At 69.6% G+C, this 17,879-nt stretch carries 12 protein-coding genes and 1 pseudogene; 9 read left to right on the top strand and 4 right to left on the bottom strand.

All coding sequences use genetic code 11. From position 1 onward, the window contains the following. Positions 1-140 precede the first annotated feature (140 nt). From ACF1CT_RS35655 to ACF1CT_RS35645, 3 genes are all read right to left on the bottom strand, one after another. On the bottom strand, positions 141-1,442 hold the full coding sequence (locus ACF1CT_RS35655; protein WP_391788176.1) for an extracellular solute-binding protein: 1,302 nt from the start codon (positions 1,440-1,442) through the stop codon (positions 141-143). An 85-nt stretch (positions 1,443-1,527) separates the two neighbouring features. Further along, positions 1,528-2,448: a carbohydrate ABC transporter permease gene (locus tag ACF1CT_RS35650; protein WP_391788175.1), complete on the bottom strand. Its 921-nt coding sequence runs from the start codon at positions 2,446-2,448 to the stop codon at positions 1,528-1,530. Beyond that, the gene (locus tag ACF1CT_RS35645; protein WP_391788174.1) at positions 2,445-3,374 is read right to left on the bottom strand and encodes a carbohydrate ABC transporter permease; all 930 of its coding nucleotides are present in this window, start codon (positions 3,372-3,374) and stop codon (positions 2,445-2,447) included. The genes ACF1CT_RS35650 and ACF1CT_RS35645 overlap by 4 nt, the downstream gene beginning before the upstream one ends. Before the next feature lie 434 nt (positions 3,375-3,808). Here ACF1CT_RS35645 and ACF1CT_RS35640 point away from each other — a divergent pair, with 434 nt between their 5' ends. Continuing rightward, positions 3,809-6,109: an FAD-dependent oxidoreductase gene (locus tag ACF1CT_RS35640; protein WP_391788173.1), complete on the top strand. Its 2,301-nt coding sequence runs from the start codon at positions 3,809-3,811 to the stop codon at positions 6,107-6,109. 63 nt (positions 6,110-6,172) lie between these two features. Here ACF1CT_RS35640 and ACF1CT_RS35635 read toward each other — a convergent pair whose 3' ends face one another. Continuing rightward, complete coding sequence (locus ACF1CT_RS35635; protein ID WP_391788172.1) at positions 6,173-6,961, bottom strand: IclR family transcriptional regulator; 789 nt, start codon at positions 6,959-6,961, stop codon at positions 6,173-6,175. Positions 6,962-7,295: 334 nt separating this feature from the next. Between ACF1CT_RS35635 and ACF1CT_RS35630 the strand changes: the two genes are divergently transcribed. From ACF1CT_RS35630 to ACF1CT_RS35595, 8 genes and pseudogenes are all read left to right on the top strand, one after another. Further along, positions 7,296-8,456, top strand: a complete 1,161-nt coding sequence (locus ACF1CT_RS35630; protein ID WP_391788171.1) for an endonuclease/exonuclease/phosphatase family protein — start codon at positions 7,296-7,298, stop codon at positions 8,454-8,456. Between the two features lie 81 nt (positions 8,457-8,537). Then, complete coding sequence (cseB, locus tag ACF1CT_RS35625) at positions 8,538-9,227, top strand: two-component system response regulator CseB (protein ID WP_391788170.1); 690 nt, start codon at positions 8,538-8,540, stop codon at positions 9,225-9,227. 26 nt (positions 9,228-9,253) lie between these two features. Further along, a complete protein-coding gene (locus ACF1CT_RS35620) occupies positions 9,254-10,567 on the top strand; it encodes a sensor histidine kinase (RefSeq protein ID WP_391788169.1) in 1,314 nt (437 codons plus the stop codon). A gap of 65 nt (positions 10,568-10,632) precedes the next feature. Beyond that, entirely contained in the window at positions 10,633-10,881 is a 249-nt protein-coding gene (locus ACF1CT_RS35615) for a hypothetical protein (RefSeq protein ID WP_391788168.1), read from the top strand. 339 nt (positions 10,882-11,220) lie between these two features. Then, positions 11,221-11,664, top strand: a complete 444-nt coding sequence (locus ACF1CT_RS35610; RefSeq protein ID WP_391788167.1) for a cupin domain-containing protein — start codon at positions 11,221-11,223, stop codon at positions 11,662-11,664. 283 nt (positions 11,665-11,947) lie between these two features. Further along, positions 11,948-16,726, top strand: a complete 4,779-nt coding sequence (locus ACF1CT_RS35605) for a hypothetical protein (protein ID WP_391788166.1) — start codon at positions 11,948-11,950, stop codon at positions 16,724-16,726. Then, positions 16,704-17,363, top strand: a complete 660-nt coding sequence (locus tag ACF1CT_RS35600; RefSeq protein ID WP_391788165.1) for a hypothetical protein — start codon at positions 16,704-16,706, stop codon at positions 17,361-17,363. Before ACF1CT_RS35605 ends, ACF1CT_RS35600 begins: the two co-directional genes overlap by 23 nt. A gap of 90 nt (positions 17,364-17,453) precedes the next feature. Then, positions 17,454-17,820: pseudogene (locus tag ACF1CT_RS35595) on the top strand (DUF4440 domain-containing protein). Positions 17,821-17,879 lie beyond the last annotated feature (59 nt).

Here is a 17,879-nt window from a genome sequence, read left to right as displayed (position 1 = left end):
AAACGCTCGGCTGGAAAACCCCAGCCGAGCGCCTGCGTGATCTACTGACGACCACGTAAGCCATCAGGTGTTGCGAGGACCCCAAGAATCCGCCAGATCGAACGATCTCCGCCGGGCCCTTCGGCATGCCGTGCGGCGGCTCAGCGCTTGGTGAGGGCGGTGACTTCCTCGCCGGCCTTCTTCATCGCGTCCTTCGGCTTGGACTTGCCGACCAGGACGGCCTGGACCTGCTTGGCCACGGCCTCCTCGATCTGGGCGTTCTGCGCGAACCGCCAGAACGGGCTGCCGGTGGCCGTGTTGGTGATCTTGTCGGTCCACTCGGTGGTGAAGGTGTCCTTCGCGACCTTCGGGTCGGCCAGGCCCGCCGTGGTGGACGGCGGCAGGGCGCGGGAGGCGAAGTACTCGGTGGTGGTGTCACGGTCGGAGGTGGCGTGCAGCGCGAACTGCGTCGCCGCGTCCTGCCCCTTGCCCTTGACGATCGCGATCACGCCGCCCCACAGCAGCGCCTGCGGCGTGTCACCGGCGCGCAGCACCGGACGCTTCATCGGCTGCATCGCGTCGGCAAGCGTCTTGTCCTTGGACTGGGCCGAGGTCACGCCCTTGCCGATGATGGCGTCGTCGTAGAAGGCGGCCTTGCCCTGCCCGAACAGGGCGCGCGCGTCGAAGCGGTCCACGTCCGCGGCGATCAGCTTCGCGTCGTGCAGCTTCTTGTACCAGGTGACCGCGTCGATGGAGGCGTCGTCGCCGATGGTCACCCGGTCGCCCTCCAGGAGCTTGCAGCCGAAGGTCTGCATCCACGGGAAGATGTCCTTGAGCTGCGCGACCTTGGTGGCCGCGGCGTAGGGCACGATGCCGCCGCCGAGCCCCTTCAGCTCCTTCAGCGCGTCCTCGAACTCCTCGATGGTGGTGGGGTGCTTCTTGATGCCGGCCTTCTCCAGGAGCTTGGAGTTGGCGATCACGCCGATCGAGCCGGTGTTCCACGGCAGACCGTACTGCTTGCCCTCGTACGTGCCGCTGTCCAGCGCCACGTTCGTGTAGCCGCCCTTCAGGGCCACCGAACCGAGGTCGGCCAGCTTGCCCATCTGCGCCACCGCGGCGAGCCAGGCGATGTCGAGGTGCACCGCGCCGGTCGTCTCCCCGCCGCCGAGCTTGAGGGTGAGCTGGCTCAGGTACTCGTTGTACGGGTACGAGACCGCGCGGATCTTGGAGTTCTCGGCCTTCTCCCACGCCTTGATGATCTTCTCGATGGAGGGCTTGGCGGCCTCCTCGTTGAGCGACCAGGAGGTGAAGTCGAAGTTCTTGGACTTCGTGTCGCCTCCGTTGGAGGAGGTGCCGGCGCCGGACGGGGCGCAGGCCCCCAGCACACCGGCGCCGGCCACACCGAGCGCGCCGATGCCGAACATGCGCAGCGCGCCGCGCCGGCTGATGCCAGAGGTGGTCATGGTGTCTCCATGGGGAAGTGGGTGGAAGGGGAAGGGAGTGGGGGGCGGAGGGTGTGGGGGAGGGGGGCGGGCCGGTCCCGCCGGCTCAGCTCTTGACCGAGCCGGCGGTCATGCCGCCGACGAGGTAGCGCTGAAGGAACATGAAGGCGATGACCACCGGGACGGACACCACGAGCGAGGCCGCCATCAGCTCGGGCCAGGCGGTCTGGAACTCGCCGATGTAGGTGGAGACGAGGCCGGGCGGCAGGGTCTGCTTCTCCTTGTCGGCCAGCGTCACCGCGAAGATGAAGTCGTTCCAGCCGCGCACGAAGGCGAACAGGCCGGCGGCGATCATTCCGGGCGCGGCCAGCGGCGCGACGATGGAGTGCAGGGTCCGCCACCGGGACGCGCCGTCGATGGACGCGGCCTCCAGCAGGGCGTCCGGGATGGTGTCGAAGATGCCCTTCAGCATCCAGACGCACAGCGGCATCGTGAACGTCGTGAAGGACAGCACCAGGGCGGTGTACGTGTTCAGCAGGCCGAAACCGGAGAACACGGCGTACAGCGTCACCAGCAGGAGTGCCTGCGGGAACATCTGGGAGGCCAGCACCATGTGCATCAGCGAGCGCCGGCCGCGGTAGCGGAACTTGGAGAACGAGTAACCCATGTACGTGGCGACGACCACGCTCAGCACGGCGGTGATCGAGGCCACGATGAGCGAGTTGACCAGGTACGTGATCAGTTGCTCGTTCTCGGCGAGGGCCGTGAAGTTGCTGAAGGTGATGTCGGTGGGTATCAGCTTCGGCGGGAACTGGAAGGTCTGCTCGGGGCTGCTCAGGGCGGTGGCCAGCAGCCAGTAGACCGGCAGCATGCCGAAGGCGCCGATCAGCAGGACCGCGGTCCAGGCGGCGATCCGCGAACGCAGCAGGTCTTTGCGGATGCGGCGTCGCGAGCTGCGTCCGGCGGATGCGGCGGTGGTCCGGTGCCGGCCGGTGCCGGCCAGCGGGGTGGAGGTCGTGGAGGTCATCGGGCGTCGCCCTTCCGCTCGGTGATCCTGAGGTAGACGACGACGAGGAGGAGCAGGAGCAGCATCCACAGGCCGCCCAGCGCGGTCGCCCGCCCGATGTCGAAGCCCTTGAAGGCGGTCTGGTACACGGCGGTCGCGAAGGTTTCGGTGGTACCGGCAGGGCCGCCGCCGGTGAGCACGTAGATGGTGTCGAAGTGCTGGAAGTTCCAGATGAACTCCAGGAGCAGCACGATCGAGGCGACACCGCGGACCTGCGGCCAGGTGACGGCGAAGAAGCGCCGGATCGAGCCCGCCCCGTCCATCGAGGCCGCTTCGTGCAGTTCCTTGGGCACGGTCTGCAGACCGGCCAGGAGCATCACCATCATCCAGGGGAAGCTCGCCCAGGTCTTGGTGACGATGACGGCGAGCATGGCGGTGCCGGGCTGGCCGAGCCAGGAGATGGACTCCTCGATGATCCCGGCCTTCATGAGGACGCCGTTCAGCACGCCGTAGTTCGCGTTGAAGATCCACATCCACAGGAAGGAGACCACCACGCCCGGGATCACCCAGGGGAACAGGAACAGGCCGCGCAGGAAGCCGCTGCCCTTCAGGCCCGAGTTCAGCGCGAGCGCGAGCGCGAAGCCGATCACGAAGGGGACGAGCGTCGCACCGACGGTGAAGATCAGCGTCTGCTTGAGGATCGTGAGGAACTCGCCGTCCAGCCAGTAGGCGAAGTTCTCCAGGCCGACGAATTCCCGGCCCGGCAGCCGCAGGTCCTGCTTGAAGAAGCCGGTGAACAGCGCCGACACCAGCGGATAGATGATGATCGTCGCGAACAGGGCGAGCCCCGGCGCGGTGAGCAGCAGTGCGAACGCGCCGTTGGAGAGCCGTCCGCCGGACCGCTCACGGTGTGGAGCGGCCTTCTGTGGAGGTGCGGCCGTACTCATGGGTGTGTCCTCTCGAACGGGGCGGGAGCAGTGGTGCGGGGCGTGGCACGCGAGGCCGTGCACCGGCAGACGGATGCGGCGCGACCGGGCGTGAGAGGGAAGTCGTCCTGTCCCCTGCTCCGATCGGGGCCCTGTATGAATGCCATGCATGCTCCATGGAACGCAAGTTGCAGCATGCGGGATCGTTCTCCATATCGTGCGACGGCGTCAACCCTTTTGGTCGGTGGATCGCCGGTTCTGCGCAAGACCGGCAAAGCCGCGGCATGAGGCACGAACGTGGTCGTATGCCTACGGCGGCGGTGTCGTCGGCTGCCGGAAACCTACAGCACATCCCACTGGCTGAACAGTGGTTGCACAATATGGATGTGATGTACGTTCAAGGTGGCTCCGCAGTGGCGGAGAGCATTCGAGCTTCACACCAAGGAGGCCGCACCGTGCGGGAAGAAGAGGTCCATTACGACATCGCCGTCATCGGCGGTGGCCTGGCGGGGACCTGCGCGGCCATCGCCGCGGCCCGGCTCGGCCGACGCGTCGCCCTGGTCAACAACCGGCCCGTCCTGGGCGGCAACGCCAGCAGCGAGATCCGCGTATGGGTCTGCGGCGCCACCGCCCACGGCGTGCACCGGTGGGCCCGCGAGACCGGCATCATGGGCGAGCTGTACACCGAGAACCAGTACCGCAACCCCGAGGGAAACCCGTACTACTGGGACCAGGTGGTTCTCGACGCCGTCCGGGCCGAGCCCGGCATCGACCTGTACCTCAACACCGACGTCCGGGAGGTCGACGCGAGCGGCCCGGACGACGCGCGCGAGGTGCACTCCTGCACCGGCTGGATGATGGGCTCCGAACGGCGCATCACCTTCCACGCGCGGCAGTTCCTCGACTGCACCGGTGACGGCCTGCTCGGCCACCTCGCCGGCGCCCAGTACCGCATCGGCCGCGAGGCGCGAGCGGAGTTCGGCGAGCCCTGGGCGCCCGAGGAGCAGGACGAGGCGCTGCTCGGATCGACGATCCTGTTCCACACCAAGGACGTGGGCCGGCCGGTGAAGTTCGTGCCGCCCGCGAGTGCCCGCGACCTCACCACCACGCCCATCCTGCGCAACCGCGTGCTGCGCACCGGCGACAACGGCTGCGACTACTGGTGGATCGAGTGGGGCGGTGAGCTCGACACCGTCCACGACAACGAGCGCATCCGCGACGAACTCCAGTCCGTGATCATGGGCATCTGGGACCACATCAAGAACTCCGGCGAGTTCCCGGACGCCGAGAACCTGACGCTGGAGTGGGTCGGCAGCCTCCCCGGCAAGCGGGAGTACCGCCGCTTCCTCGGTGATCACATGCTGACCCAGCAGGACATCCTCGAACAGCGTCAGTTCGAGGACCGGGTCGCCTTCGGCGGCTGGTCCGTCGACCTCCACCCGGTGCAGGGCATGTACGCCGACGAGCCGGGCGCACGCCAGCGCTACGCGGACGGCATCTTCCACATCCCGCTGCGCTCCCTGTACTCGGCGAACGTCACGAACCTCCTGTTCGCCGGGCGCAACATCTCCGCCACCCACATCGCCTTCGGCGCCACCCGTGTCATGGCCACCTGCGCCACGCTCGGCGAGGCCGCGGGCACGGCCGCCGCGCTGTGCGTCGCCGAGGGCATCGGCCCGCGCGAACTCGCCGCCGAGCGCCCCGAGCTGGTGCGCCGCACCCTGCTGCGGCAGGACGCCTCGGTCATCGGCCTGTCCGACGACGACCCCGACAACCTGGCGCGCACGGCACGCGTCAGCGCCTCCTCGTACCTGAGCCGCCTGGCCGCCGAACCCACACCGGCCGCACCCGGCGAGCCGTACCCGCTCACCCGCGACCTCGCGCTGCTGCTGCCGGTCGACCCCGCACTCGACACGGTCGACCTGCTCGTCCACGGCGCCCCGGGCGAGCGGCCGAGCGAGCTCACCGTGGAGCTGTGGAGCACCGGCAGGCCCGAGAACGCGGTCCCCGTCGATCACCTGCTCACCACCGGGGTGACCGTGCCGGCCGACGGCCCGCACTGGGTCACGGCCCGCCTCGACCACCGCCCGGACACCCCGGAGAACGTCGTCCTGATCGTGCGCGCCTGCCCGGGCGCGGCGCTGGTCCTCGTCCCCGAGCGCACCGACGGCGTCCTCGCTCTGCGCAGCAGGGCCGAGGGGGACGCGGCCGTCGACCACGACATCCCGGAGGAGGACGGTCAACTGGTCCTGGACTGGCAGGCCCGCGGCCTGCGTCGGCGCACCTTCGGTTTCCGTGCGACCCCGGACACCGCGGCGTTCCGGCCCGAGCGGGCCGTCGGCGGATTCCAGCGCGCCTACGGGGGCCCGCAGATGTGGTCGTCCGGGCGACTTCCCGACCCGGACCGGGCCGAGCAGTCGCTGTGCCTCGAATGGGACGGGGAACAGCTGCTCACCGAAACCCGTCTGGTCTTCGACGACGACGTCGACGAGTACCTCAACAACCTGCACCGCCACCGCACCCCGTTCGAGATCATGCCGGAACTGGTCCGCGACTACCGCGTCCAGAGCCGTGAGCCCGACGGCACCTGGCACACGCTGCTGACGGTGACGGACAACCGCCGCCGCCACCGCGTGCACCGGATCGGCGGCGCGGACGGCGGGCCCGTGCGCACCGACGCGCTGAGGCTCGTGGTGGACGCGACGCACGGGGCGCGGAACGCGCACGTGATCGCGTTCAAGGCGTACGGCGCGTAACGGCGCGACGAAGGGGTCCGGTGAAGGTCGTACGACCTTCACCGGACCCCTTCGTCATGTGCGTCAGAGAGCGCCGAGTGCCTGGCTGACGGCGTCCGCGGCCTCGATGACCTCGCGGGTGAGGGCGAGACGCTGCCCCTCGGCCTCGGTGTGGTTGCCGAGCAGGGAGGCGGGGCCCCACAGGGAGATGGCGGCGACGACGTCCCCCGAGGCGTCGCGGACGGGCGCGGCGAGGGAGGCGCGGCCCAGGGCGCGTTCCTCGGCCTCGACGGCGTAGCCGGTGCGGCGGACCGTCTCGATCTCGGCGTCGAGGAGGTCGTGGCTGGTGGTCGTGTAGTCGGTGTGCGCGGAGAGCGGTTCGGGGAGCAGCTTGCGGCGCTCCTTGGGCGTGAGGCCGGTGAGCAGACACTTGCCGATGCCGGTGGCGTGCAGCGGGGCGGTGTGACCTGCCTGCGTGTGGGACTTGGGGGCACGGGTCCCCTCGAAATTGCACAGGAACATCAGCTCGGTGCCGCGACGGACGGCGACGTTGGCCCCGAGCCCGGTGCGGGTGGCGAGGTCCTGGAGGACCATGCGGGCGGCGCGGTGGACCGGGTGGCGATTGGCGGCTGTGGCGGCGAGCGGGAGGATGCCGAGGCTGAGGCGGTAGAGGCTGCTGACGGGGTCGCGTTCGACCATGTCGAGGCGTTCGAGGGTGGACAGGAGGCGGGAGGTGGTGGAGGAGCCCAGTCCGGTGAGTTCGGCGACATCGGAGACGCGTAGTTCGGCGCGGCCGGAGTCGAGTGCGCGCAGCACCGAGACCGCCCGTTCGACACTCTGGTTCGTCCCCACGTCGGTCGCCCGCGTAGCCATGGCCCTCCCCATTCTGCAAACCGTTTGCACAATCTGCATCAGCATATCGCGTCGGGCCGAGGAGCGTTCATGAAATTCCACTGCTCAGGACAGCTGTCCCAGAGGTTCGCACGGCCCCGATGCGATCCGCCGACGGACCGGCCGGAACGACCGTTCCACCCGCCCGCACACCGTCCTCGCCCCGCGCGGTCCGCGCAAGAGCGCGCCGGTACAGGACCGACACAATTCCGCGCGCCGCCCGACGCACGGCCACAACGGCCCGGATGCGCGCCCCGCCGAAGGTGAGGAGGAGTGCGCGGCCCATCGCGCACATGTCCTGGAGAGGTGGTCGCGGGTGGATGCACGGGCGATACGCGGTGCCGGACCGGACGGGGCGCGCCGCCGGAGCGGTCCCCGGTCCGGCACCGCGCACGGGACGGACCCCCGGGCCGCCCCCGACCGGAGCGGCGCGCCGACCGGGGCCGCACGCCCGGCCCCGCCCCCGGCGCCCGGCCGGCGGGAGACCGACGCGGGCACGACCGCGAACCCCACACGCAAGGCCGACACCACCGGGCACGGGGACGGCGCACGCGGCGGGACCGCGACGCGGCGCGGACGCAGGACCGCGGCGGTTGCCGCGGCGACCGCGACCGTCATGCTCGTCGCCGCCGTGTCGCCGTCCGGGCCCGGCAACCTCTTCGGCCTGCTCCAGACCTTCCTGCCCTGGCTCGGTCTCGGCGTGCCCGCCCTGCTGGCCCTGGCCGCCATCAGGCGTGCACCGCTCGCCGCCGTCGCCGTTCTGCTCCCCGCCGCCGCGTGGTGCCTCCTGTTCGGTGGTCTGCTCACCGACAAACACGCCGACGACGGCGACGTGACCGTGGTCAGCCACAACGTCCACGACGGCAACCCCGACCCGCGCGGGACCGCCCACGACCTCGCCGCGTCCGGCGCCGGTCTGCTGGCACTGCAGGAACTGACCTCGCGGACCACCCCCGCGTACGAGAAGGCACTGGCCGGCGACTACCCGTACCACGTGGTGCGCGGCACGGTCGGAGTGTGGAGCACCTATCCGCTGCGGGACCCGGAGCCCGTCGAGATCATGCCGTGGACCCGCGCGCTGCGGGTCACCGCCGACACCCCGAAAGGACCGCTCGCCGTGTACGTCGCCCACCTCGCGTCCGTACGCGTGAGCCTGGGGGGTGGCTTCGCCACACAGCGCCGCGACGAGGCCGCAGCCAAGCTCGCCGAGGCGGTACGGGCCGAACCACTGCCCCGCGTCGTCGTCGCCGGCGACCTCAACGGCACACCGGACGACACCTCGCTGCGCCCCCTCACCGGGCACCTGCGTTCCGCTCAGCGGACGGCGGGACAGGGGTTCGGCTTCACCTGGCCGGCCGCCTTCCCGGTGGCCCGGATCGACCAGATCCTCGTCAGGGGCGTCACGCCCACGGCGTCCTCGACCCTGCCGCGCACCAGCAGCGACCACCTCCCCGTCACCGCCTCGCTGCGTCTGTGAGCACGGGACGGACGGTGGCTACGATCGCCCCACGACAGCGGCCCGGCGAGACGGCCGGGCCGACAGGAAGGCAACCCCGCAGTGAGCGTGCACATCCTCCTCGTCGAGGACGACGAAACCATTCGCAGATCCGTCGGACTGGCCCTGGAGCGGTACGGCTACCGGACCTCGGCCGCCGCCGACGGACTGACCGGCCTGGAGATGTTCCGCGAAGGAACGTACGACCTGCTCCTGCTGGACGTCATGCTCCCGCACCTCGACGGGATCGGCCTGTGCCACCGGGTCCGCGAGACCAGCCAGACCCCCATCCTGATGATGTCGGCACGGGGCGACGCACTCGACGTGATCGGCGGCCTCGAAGCGGGAGCCGACGACTACGTCGTCAAGCCCGTCGACACCGCCGAACTGGTGGCCCGGATCCGCACCCTGCTGCGCCGCGCCAACCTCCCCGCCCGCGGCGACAGCGGCACCCCCGGTCCGGACACCGGCCTGCTCACCTTCCGGAACCTGACCGTCGACACACGCGGCCTGGAAGTCCGCAGGGACGACGAACCCGTCGGGCTCACCCCCACGGAACTCCGGCTGCTCCTGGAGTTCGTGGCCGCCCCCGGCATCGCCCTGCAACGCCAGACCCTGCTGCGCAAGGTCTGGGACTACGGATGGGACGGCGACAGCCGGGTCGTCGACCTCGCGGTGCAGCGGCTGCGCAAGAAGATCGGAGCCGATCACATCGACACCGTGCGCGGCTTCGGCTACCGGTTCCGTCGCTGACGACCAGGACCAGGACCAGGACCACCATGACCCCCACTCTCACCGCCGACGGCCCGGCCCGCCATGCCCTGCGCCGCCTCGCCGATCCGCGATCCCTTCGCTGGAGGATCACCGCCGCGGTCGCCGTCGCCGCCTGTGCGATGGCCCTGGGCATCGGCGTCCTGGTGCACCGCTCCACCGAGGCCCGCTCCCTGAGCCTCGGCCGCGCCTCCGCCGAGCGCGACCTCGGCAGGGCGGAGACCGAGTTCCGCGACGACACGGCGCCCGGGCACACCCCGCGGCAGCCGTCCGGCTACGTGACCGGCGACGCGGTGCCGGACGAGCTCCTGAACCGGCTCGGCTCCGGGCCGGGCCCCGCCACGTGGTACGACACCACCAAACCGGCACACGGCGCCGCCATGTGGGCGGCGACCCGGATCGACGGCACCGTGGTCGCCGTCCGCACGTCCATGCTCACCGACCAGCTGAGCCGTCAGGCCCTCGACCGGCACATGCGCTACGCTGCCGGCGCCACGCTCGCCGTCGTCGTGCCCCTCACCCTGCTCGCCGCCGGACTTCCGCTGCGGCGCCTGCGCCGCGTCACGGACACCGCCCGCCGCATCCGCCACGGCGATCTGGACGCGCGCACCGGCGACCACGCCCACGACGAGATCGGCGAGATCTCCTCGGCCGTCGACCACATGGCGGACGCGCTCCGGGACCGACTGCACAGCGAGCAGCGCTTCACCGGCGACGTCGCCCACGAACTGCGCACCCCCATCGCCGGGTTGGTCACCTCCGCCGACCTGCTGCCGGAGAGCGAACCCACCGACCTCGTCCGCGACCGCGTGCGGGTCCTGCGCGGCCTCGTCGACGACCTCCTGGAGATCTCCCGCCTCGACACGGGCACGGAACGCGCCGACATCCAACCGGTGCCGCTGGACGAACTCGCCGAGGAGTCCGTACGGCGCACAGGGCTGGACGCACGGCTCACCGTGACCGGTCGGCGGCCGGTCGCCGAGACGGACCCCCGCAGACTCGACCGCGTCATCACCAACCTGATCGTCAACGCCCACCGCCACGGGAGAGCCCCCGTCGAGATCTCGATCGAGGGCACGACGATCGTCGTCCGTGACCACGGACCCGGGTTCCCCCAGGACCTGCTCGACCGGGGACCGCGGCGCTTTCGCACCGGATCGGCCGAACGCGGCCACGGCCACGGACTGGGACTGACCATCGCCATGGGCCAGGCACAGGTGATCGGCGCACGGCTCACCCTCACGAACGCCACCCCGCACGGTGCCGTCGCGACACTCGACCTGGAGCGTGCCGCGCCGTGCCCCGGCCCCGATCACCCCTGACGACAGCCCGGCCGCAGGGGCTGATCCACCGGGGACCACGGCACGGCCCCGGTAGGCCGCCGGCCATGAATCCGGCCACGACCACCGACACGGCCATCGAGCCCACCGTCCTCGACGCCGCCGAGCTGACCTCGGCCCCCGAACGGGGAGCCCGGTCCGCCGGGTCGGCTCACCGGTTTCTGGCGGACCCGGTCGGTGGGGGTGCCGCGTTGGGGTGGGTCGACGAGTACGGGCGTCTGCCCGACTTCGTCGCCGTCGGTGAACGCCGCTACGACAGGGTTTTCTGCACGCTGGACTTCCGCCGACAGGGCTGACTCACCCGATCGGGTGTATCCGGAAGCCGTGAGACGGCCGCCGTGCCGGGAGCGACGGCGAGCGCCCGGGGGGAACGGGCGGATCGCATGCCGCGGCCCCGGCAGGGTCGTGAGGGGGAGAGCCGGTCCCCGACGCGGTTGCTCCGCGCCCCGGGAACAGCTGAACTGGTACATGGCGCGTGCGGCCTCGGTTCACGTTCTGACGCCGCGACGGCGTCCACGGCTCGATGCGAACACGTGTCCTTTGCCGTTACGGCAACAGCAGTTGTCGCTTCGGACGCAGCGGTCACAGCCTGGTGTCCGACCGAAGGTCGTCGACAACAACCAGGAGGCCACACGATGACCACCCACGAAGGTGTTGGATCCGCGCTGAGCACCGGTGACAGCAGGCCGGCGGGCAACCGGGTGCACCACGTACGAGTCGGCGAGCTGGACGGGTACGCCGCTCTCAGCGGCGGCACCGTCGGCTCGAAGAAGCTCTGGATGGGGCTTGTCGAGAACCCGCCGTTGAGCGCGACGGACAACCATCACCACGGCGATTCGGAATCGGGGATCTACGTGGTCAGCGGACACCCCGTGTTCGTCTACCACGACGGCGAGCAGGAAGTGCGGATCTCCGCCGGTCCCGGCGACTTCCTGCTCGTCCCCCCGTTCGTCCCGCACCGTGAGGAGAATCCGGACCCGGACGAGCCCGTGGTCGTCGTGATCGCGCGGACCACGCAGGAGCCGATCAAGGTTCCGGTGTCCGGTCTGTACCGGTTCGAGGAGCCGGACGCGCCGTAGGGAGCGGGCGTGGGCCGCGCCCGGATGTGAGGCATCCGCTTGATCGTTCCCCTCGCACGTAGTTCGGCAGTGGCTTTTGGGGCACCTTCCTTGCCCCCGTTCCTGCACCCCCGTTCCCTGCGTGTCCGGGGCTCCGCGGGCACCCTGAGGCGGTGGCGGGGCTCCATGCCCGTCGGGTGTCGGCTGTCCGGGGAGTGGTGGGCCGGGAGGTTGGATGAAGGCGGTTCCGGAGAACGGTCCCGGTGCTGCCCGCCGGACCGGGACCGCTCACTCGGGTACGCCGGTGTCGCGTACGACGGCCCCCGCTCCGGTTCCGCAGCGCCCGCAGGGGGACCGTCCGGCCGCCTCCCCCACCACCGCGAGTGCCGCGAGCGCCGTGTCCACGGGGGTCGGCGGGGCCGCCGCATCGGCCGCGACCTTGCGGGGTCTGCAACGTCTCCAGGGCGCGGCCGGGAACGCGGCGGTGTCCCGTCTGGTCGCCCAGCGCTACACCGCTCCCGTCAGACCCTCTCCCGACCGGGCCCCCGGGTTCCGCAGGGTGAAGGCCGATGTCGCGGCGAAGAAGACCCGCGTGGCCGTCCACGCCCCCGCCTCCACCGAGTCGAAGTCCGCCCAGGACGCCGCCGTCGCGCCCCCCGACGACAAGGAGGCCCAGGGCAAGGCCGCCAACGCCGAGAAGATGAACGCGGCCAGGCCCGGCGAGTTCGACAGACAGGCCTTCATCGACGCGGTGGACAAGGCCATCGACGCCCAGGCCCCCAAGAACCTCAACGATGCCGACACGTTCTCCAAGTCGGGCAAGGCCGACAGGATCAAGGGCGAGGTCGACGGCCAGGTCACCGACGGCAGGGAGAAGTCCGCCAAGGACATCGACACCGCCACCAAGGCCCCACCGGACACCTCCGCGGCCAAGGACAGACGCGTCACCCCGATGGTCCCCGACCAGCCACCGCCCAACCCCGGCGCCCCCCTGGCCGCCGACGCCGTCCCCGACAGGCAGCCCGCCCAGGTCACCGACTTCTCCCAGGGCCCCGCCGCCAACAACCAGGCCCTCGCCGACGCCGACGTCACCGAGGAACAACTCGCCAAGGGCAACGAACCCGCCTTCGACCAGGCCCTGTCCGCGAAGAAGACCGCCGAGGCGGACTCCGCGAAGGCCCCCGGCAGGGGCAGGACCGCCGAGAACGCGCAACTGGACACCGCGAAAGCCGGCGCCGCCGCAGCCGGCACCCAGGCCCTGAACACCCTGACCGCCACCCGTGCCGCGGCCGGGAAGCACGTCGACAGCGGCAAGGGCGAGACGAAGACACGCGACGAGAAGAAGCGCGCCGAGGTCACCGCGAAGCTCCAGAAGGTCTACGACGCCACGAAGAAGGACGTCGAGAACACCCTGACCGGCCTGGACGGAAAGGTCGACGCCGCGTTCACCACCGGGGAGAAAGCCGCCCGGGACGCGTTCACCGCCGACCACCGACGCCGCATGAAGGCCTACAAGGACAAACGCTACTCAGGCCTGACGGGAAAGGCCCGCTGGGTCAAGGACAAGTTCGCCGGCCTGCCCGACGAGGCCAACAACCTCTACCAGCAGGCCCGCACGCTCTACGTCTCCCGCATGCGGACGGTCATCTCCACCGTCGCCGACATCATCGGCACCGAACTCGGCCGCGCGAAGGCCCGCATCGCCAAGGGACGCACCGAGCTGAAGGCCGAGACCGACAGACTCCCCGCCGACCTCCGCCGGTTCGGCCAGGACGCCGCCAAGGACTTCGCGGGCAGATTCGACGACCTCGAATCCACCGTCGACGAGAAGTCCGACCAGCTCGTCCAGGACCTCGCGACGAAATACACCGCCGCCCTCAACAAGATCGACGAGGAGATCAAGAAACTTCAGGAAGCCAACAAGGGCCTGATCGACAAGGCGAAGGACGCGGTCGTCGGCGTCATCAAGACGATCAACGAACTCAAGAACCTCCTCCTGGGCATCCTCGCCAAGGCCGCCTCCGCGATCATGAAGATCATCAAGGACCCCACCGGGTTCCTCGGAAACCTCGTGCGTGCCGTCGGCGCCGGACTCAGTCTCTTCATCACCAACGTCGCCGACCACCTCAGGACCGGCGTCGTCTCCTGGCTCCTGGGCACCGCCGTCAAAGCCGGACTCGAACTCCCGCAGAAGTTCGACCTCAAGGGCATCATCCAGCTCATCGGCGCCCTCCTCGGCCTGAGCTGGGCCAACATCCGTACCCGCATCACCCGCAAGGGCGTCCCCGACCAGGCCCTCACCGCCGTCGAACAGTCCGTCCCCGTCGCGAAGAAACTCGCCGCCGAGGGCCCCGCGGGCGCCGTCAAGGAAATCGGGGCCGAAACCGGCGACCTCAAATCAACCATCCTGCAAAAACTCACCGGCTACCTGATCCCCACCGTCATCATCGCCGGAATCACCTGGATCATCTCCCTCCTCAACCCCGCCTCCGCCTTCGTCCGCGCGGTCAAGGGAATCATCGACATCGTCATGTTCATCGTGAACCAGGGCGCCCAGATCATCGAATTCGTCAACGCCGTCCTCGACGCCGTCATCGCCATCGCCAACGGCGGCACCGCCGGCGTCCCCCAACTCATCGAAACCGCCCTCGCCGCCAGCGTCCCCCTCCTCATCGGCTTCCTCGCCTCCCTCCTCGGCATCAGCGGACTCGCCAACAAAGTCAAATCCGTCTTCCACGCCGTATCCCGCCCCGTCAACCGCGCCATCGACAAAATCGTGAACCTCATCGCCAGAAAGGCAAAATCTCTCCTGAGGAAACTCAAGGAAAAAGGAAAGGGGAAGGGCAAGAGGGACGGAAAGGGAAAAGGAAATCACTCCGGGGACGGTCGTACGAGCGGTTCGCGCGATACCACGGACGTGCGGAGCGCGGCGCGCAAGGCGGCTCAGCAGGGGTGGCGAGTCGTCAGCGGACGCGCCGAGACCCAGGTCGTTCCTCGTGCGGAGGCGGAGGGCGCGCTCGGTGCACTGAAGCCCGCCCCTCCCGGCGTACGGGTCACGTTGTCGATCGCCGAATCGGGAACGAGCTGGCGGGTCATGGCTCGCGCGTCGGCCGGGGGCAGATCGGCGACCGCGCGGCGGGGGAGCGGCTGGATCGCCAAGGGGGACGGCGGAGAGAGCTGGTTCGGCGCCCAGAACCACAGTTCCTTCAACAAGTCCCTCATCGACGAGGTGTTCGGTGAACTGAGGGGCAGTGGCAACGGCGCCGAGGGCGAAGGGGACCTGAGGGCCGGCTATCAGCACAAGGTCCGGCTCGGGGCGTCGCTCGAACGGCAGCAGCAGGAGAGGTTGAACGGCAAGGTGCACGGGTTGAGGTTCAGGGTGTCGACCGAGTCCTACTCCGGTGTGGAGAAGGACAGGAAAATGCGCACGGTCGTCAGTGTCACCCCCAACAAGCAGCAGAAGCGTGAGGAGGTGGAGGTCTCCGGCGATCCCTTTCCCTACAAGATCGGGGACGCGACGGCCGACACTCCGATCGTCAGGGTCGGTCAGGTCCGCGACCACCTGCGCAAGGTCCGGCTTCCCATGCGGGGAGAGGACCGGTTCAACGGCTACGTGATCAATATGGCCGCGCGCCCGCAGGAGGTCGGGAGCGACATGGCCGCCCGCTATCTCGGCCAGGCATGGGACGGATCGGCCCGACAGCACGTCGCGGCGGCCTCCACCGCCGTCGTCATCGGTGTCAACGAGTTCGTCCGGCTGGACCCGCGAGCGGCCGACGGTGATTACCGCGACGACATCCGGCAGGCCGTGCAGAGCATCGCCCACCCCTCCCAGCTGAGAATGGCCGCCTTCGGATTCGCCTGGACACCCCACTGGAAGCGGGCGACGGGAGGCAAGCGTGTCTCCATCGTCGATGTCCGCAAGGCGTATCACCGGCTGTCTCCCGAGGAGAAGGAGATCGCCCGCCGGCAGGAGAGCAATTGGCGTGACGGGAACAAGATCCCCTACGGCCTGTTCCGTGAGCAGGTCATGGGGTCGCCGTACACCGAAAAGGCGGTGTCCATCCTCTCGGAGATCCACGATCGCGTGCACATCGCCGGTCAGGACGCGGACGGCGGGATCACCGCGAGGAACGGTATGGGCGTGCTCGCGGCATACGACACGATTCTTCGCGCGATGACACAGGAACCCATGCTCACCATCGGCGGCTACACCTTCGAAGGGTTCGACTGGGGCGAATTGGCGGGTTCGAGGACCCAGCAACTCACCTCACTCGCCAATACCCTGGACAGAGCGGCTCGTTCGGCGATCGCCGAACTGTTTCCGCAGATGCTCTACCCGCCGGAGCCCAACACCCTCATCAAGGCGTTCGACAGTTCGTTGAAGGACGGCGTCTTCCAGAACGCGAAACTCCTCGCGGGCCTCGCACGCCGACAGGGCTCGCTGTACGGCGTCGGCAAGGGCGAGGGCCGCAAGGCCCGCGACAACATCGGCAAGTACCGCGAGGGGGCCGGGCCGCTGCCGGTGGCCTACGAGCCCGATGCCGCCATCGTCACGAGCCCCGTCCCGGACAGCCCCGACCGAGGGCTGACCGTCCGTCCCGAGGACGTACGCGCGCACGCACGCGGGGAGGTCTTCGAGGACACGACCGACGACGACCGGCGGCGCCATCCGATGTACGCGCTCATCGTCCAGTCCCAGACCATGACCAGTTCGCTCAATCTGGCTCGTGAGTTCAGGATCGCCAACCCGGGTATGAAGTCGAGGGACCAGCAACTGCTGGCGGAGAAGATCTTCGCCACGATCGAGAACGTGGTGATGCTCCTCGCCGACGATCCGGAGCTCGACGGCGAGGCACCGCCGGTCGCCGGGCAAATGCGGCTCCTGAAAGCCGGAGTGGCGGACTTCGCCGAGCTCCGCCCGGGTGTCGAGAACGAGATCGCCAGGGCCCGGGAGGTGGCGGAGAAGATCGTCGGGGCCATGACGGCCGACGACCTCAAGAAGACGTGGCGTGAACTGCACATCCTGCTTCGCGACATCATGAAGGAGTCCAGGTCGGATGAGAGAGAACGGAGCGAGTAGTGAATCGCTGGACAATCTGAGGCGGCAGGCCTCGCGCGCGGACTACTCGTCCATGGCGGCCCTGGCGCTCGGCTGCTATCGAAGAGGTCTTCGCCCCCCACAAGTGATGTCCGAGTGCTATGGCGTGAAATTTCCGCAAGAATTCTTCGTGCTCGCGGAATCGGATCGTGATGACACCGATCTGTTCCTGGAGTTCATGAACCAGCCGTGGGAGCTCGCGACACCACCGGAACGCGGTGGGCCGTCGGAGATCCCCCGCCGCACGGACGAGTCGGAACGGCAGCTCTTCGACGCCGATGCCGACCTCGTACCGCTCGTGCGCCTCCTCGGCCTGAGGGAGCGGCGTGGAGGAAGCACGATCTGCTACCGGCTGGGCGAACTCTCCGAGGGGCGGGCCGCCGTGTTCGAGATCAAGCGAGGGGTGCGGCCCGGGGGGCCGGTGACCCGGTGCGGGGATTCGCTGCTCGACGTTCTCCTGGAGCATCACACCGAAGCGTACGAAACGCTGGAGAAACAGAGGAACAGCGAGTCGAACTTCGGCTTCGGGACGGTCGACGACGACGAGGTCGCCGAAGTCCGCGAGGTGGTCGAGCAGGTAGTGGAGTTGCGCCGGCGGGCCGACGCGCGAGGAGCGTGACGTGACCGTCGCGGGCGGGCGCCGGCCGGCCCCGTACGGCGCCCGCTCAATCGCCGCGACGGGATGGAGGGCCGCCGGTACGATCCGTGCATGGCGAACGAGGACGAACGGGACGTCGAAGCGGCGATCGAGGCGGAACTGCGGCTCCTCGACCCTGATGTCCGTGCCTCTCCGGACCTGGTCTCACAGCTTCTCGACCCCGAGTTCACCGAGATCGGCGCGTCCGGCAGGCGCTGGGACGCCACCTCGATTCTCACCGTGACGAGTGCCGGTTCAGTGGACCCGGAGTCTCCGGTCGAGGTCAGCGACATGTCAGGGGGTCGTACTTGCCCCGGGCATCGTCCACCTGACGTACTTCGCCGACAACAAGGGGCGCCGGGCCCGACGGAGTTCCCTGTGGCGCAGGTCGGAAACGGGCTGGCGCATGTACTTTCACCAGGGCACCCCGGTGGGCTGAGCGGGCACGGTGACGCTGTTGGCGCCCGCGGGCGGGACCCGGCCGCCGCCGGTGGACCG

This window comes from Streptomyces sp. NPDC014734 (genome assembly GCF_043083325.1).
GTDB lineage: Bacteria > Actinomycetota > Actinomycetes > Streptomycetales > Streptomycetaceae > Streptomyces.
Note: the sequence above shows the minus strand (reverse complement) of the source record. Positions and strands in the feature narration are given on the sequence as shown.

Bases quoted from the DNA above. Each gene is read 5' to 3' on its own strand.
- ACF1CT_RS35655 (WP_391788176.1), bottom strand. From the start codon at position 1,442: ATGACCACCTCTGGCATCAGCCGGCGCGGCGCGCTGCGCATGTTCGGC.
- ACF1CT_RS35650 (WP_391788175.1), bottom strand. From the start codon at position 2,448: ATGACCTCCACGACCTCCACCCCGCTGGCCGGCACCGGCCGGCACCGG.
- ACF1CT_RS35645 (WP_391788174.1), bottom strand. From the start codon at position 3,374: ATGAGTACGGCCGCACCTCCACAGAAGGCCGCTCCACACCGTGAGCGG.
- ACF1CT_RS35635 (WP_391788172.1), bottom strand. From the start codon at position 6,961: ATGGCTACGCGGGCGACCGACGTGGGGACGAACCAGAGTGTCGAACGG.
- ACF1CT_RS35620 (WP_391788169.1), top strand. From the start codon at position 9,254: ATGACCCCCACTCTCACCGCCGACGGCCCGGCCCGCCATGCCCTGCGC.
- ACF1CT_RS35615 (WP_391788168.1), top strand. From the start codon at position 10,633: ATGAATCCGGCCACGACCACCGACACGGCCATCGAGCCCACCGTCCTC.
- ACF1CT_RS35610 (WP_391788167.1), top strand. From the start codon at position 11,221: ATGACCACCCACGAAGGTGTTGGATCCGCGCTGAGCACCGGTGACAGC.
- ACF1CT_RS35600 (WP_391788165.1), top strand. From the start codon at position 16,704: ATGAGAGAGAACGGAGCGAGTAGTGAATCGCTGGACAATCTGAGGCGG.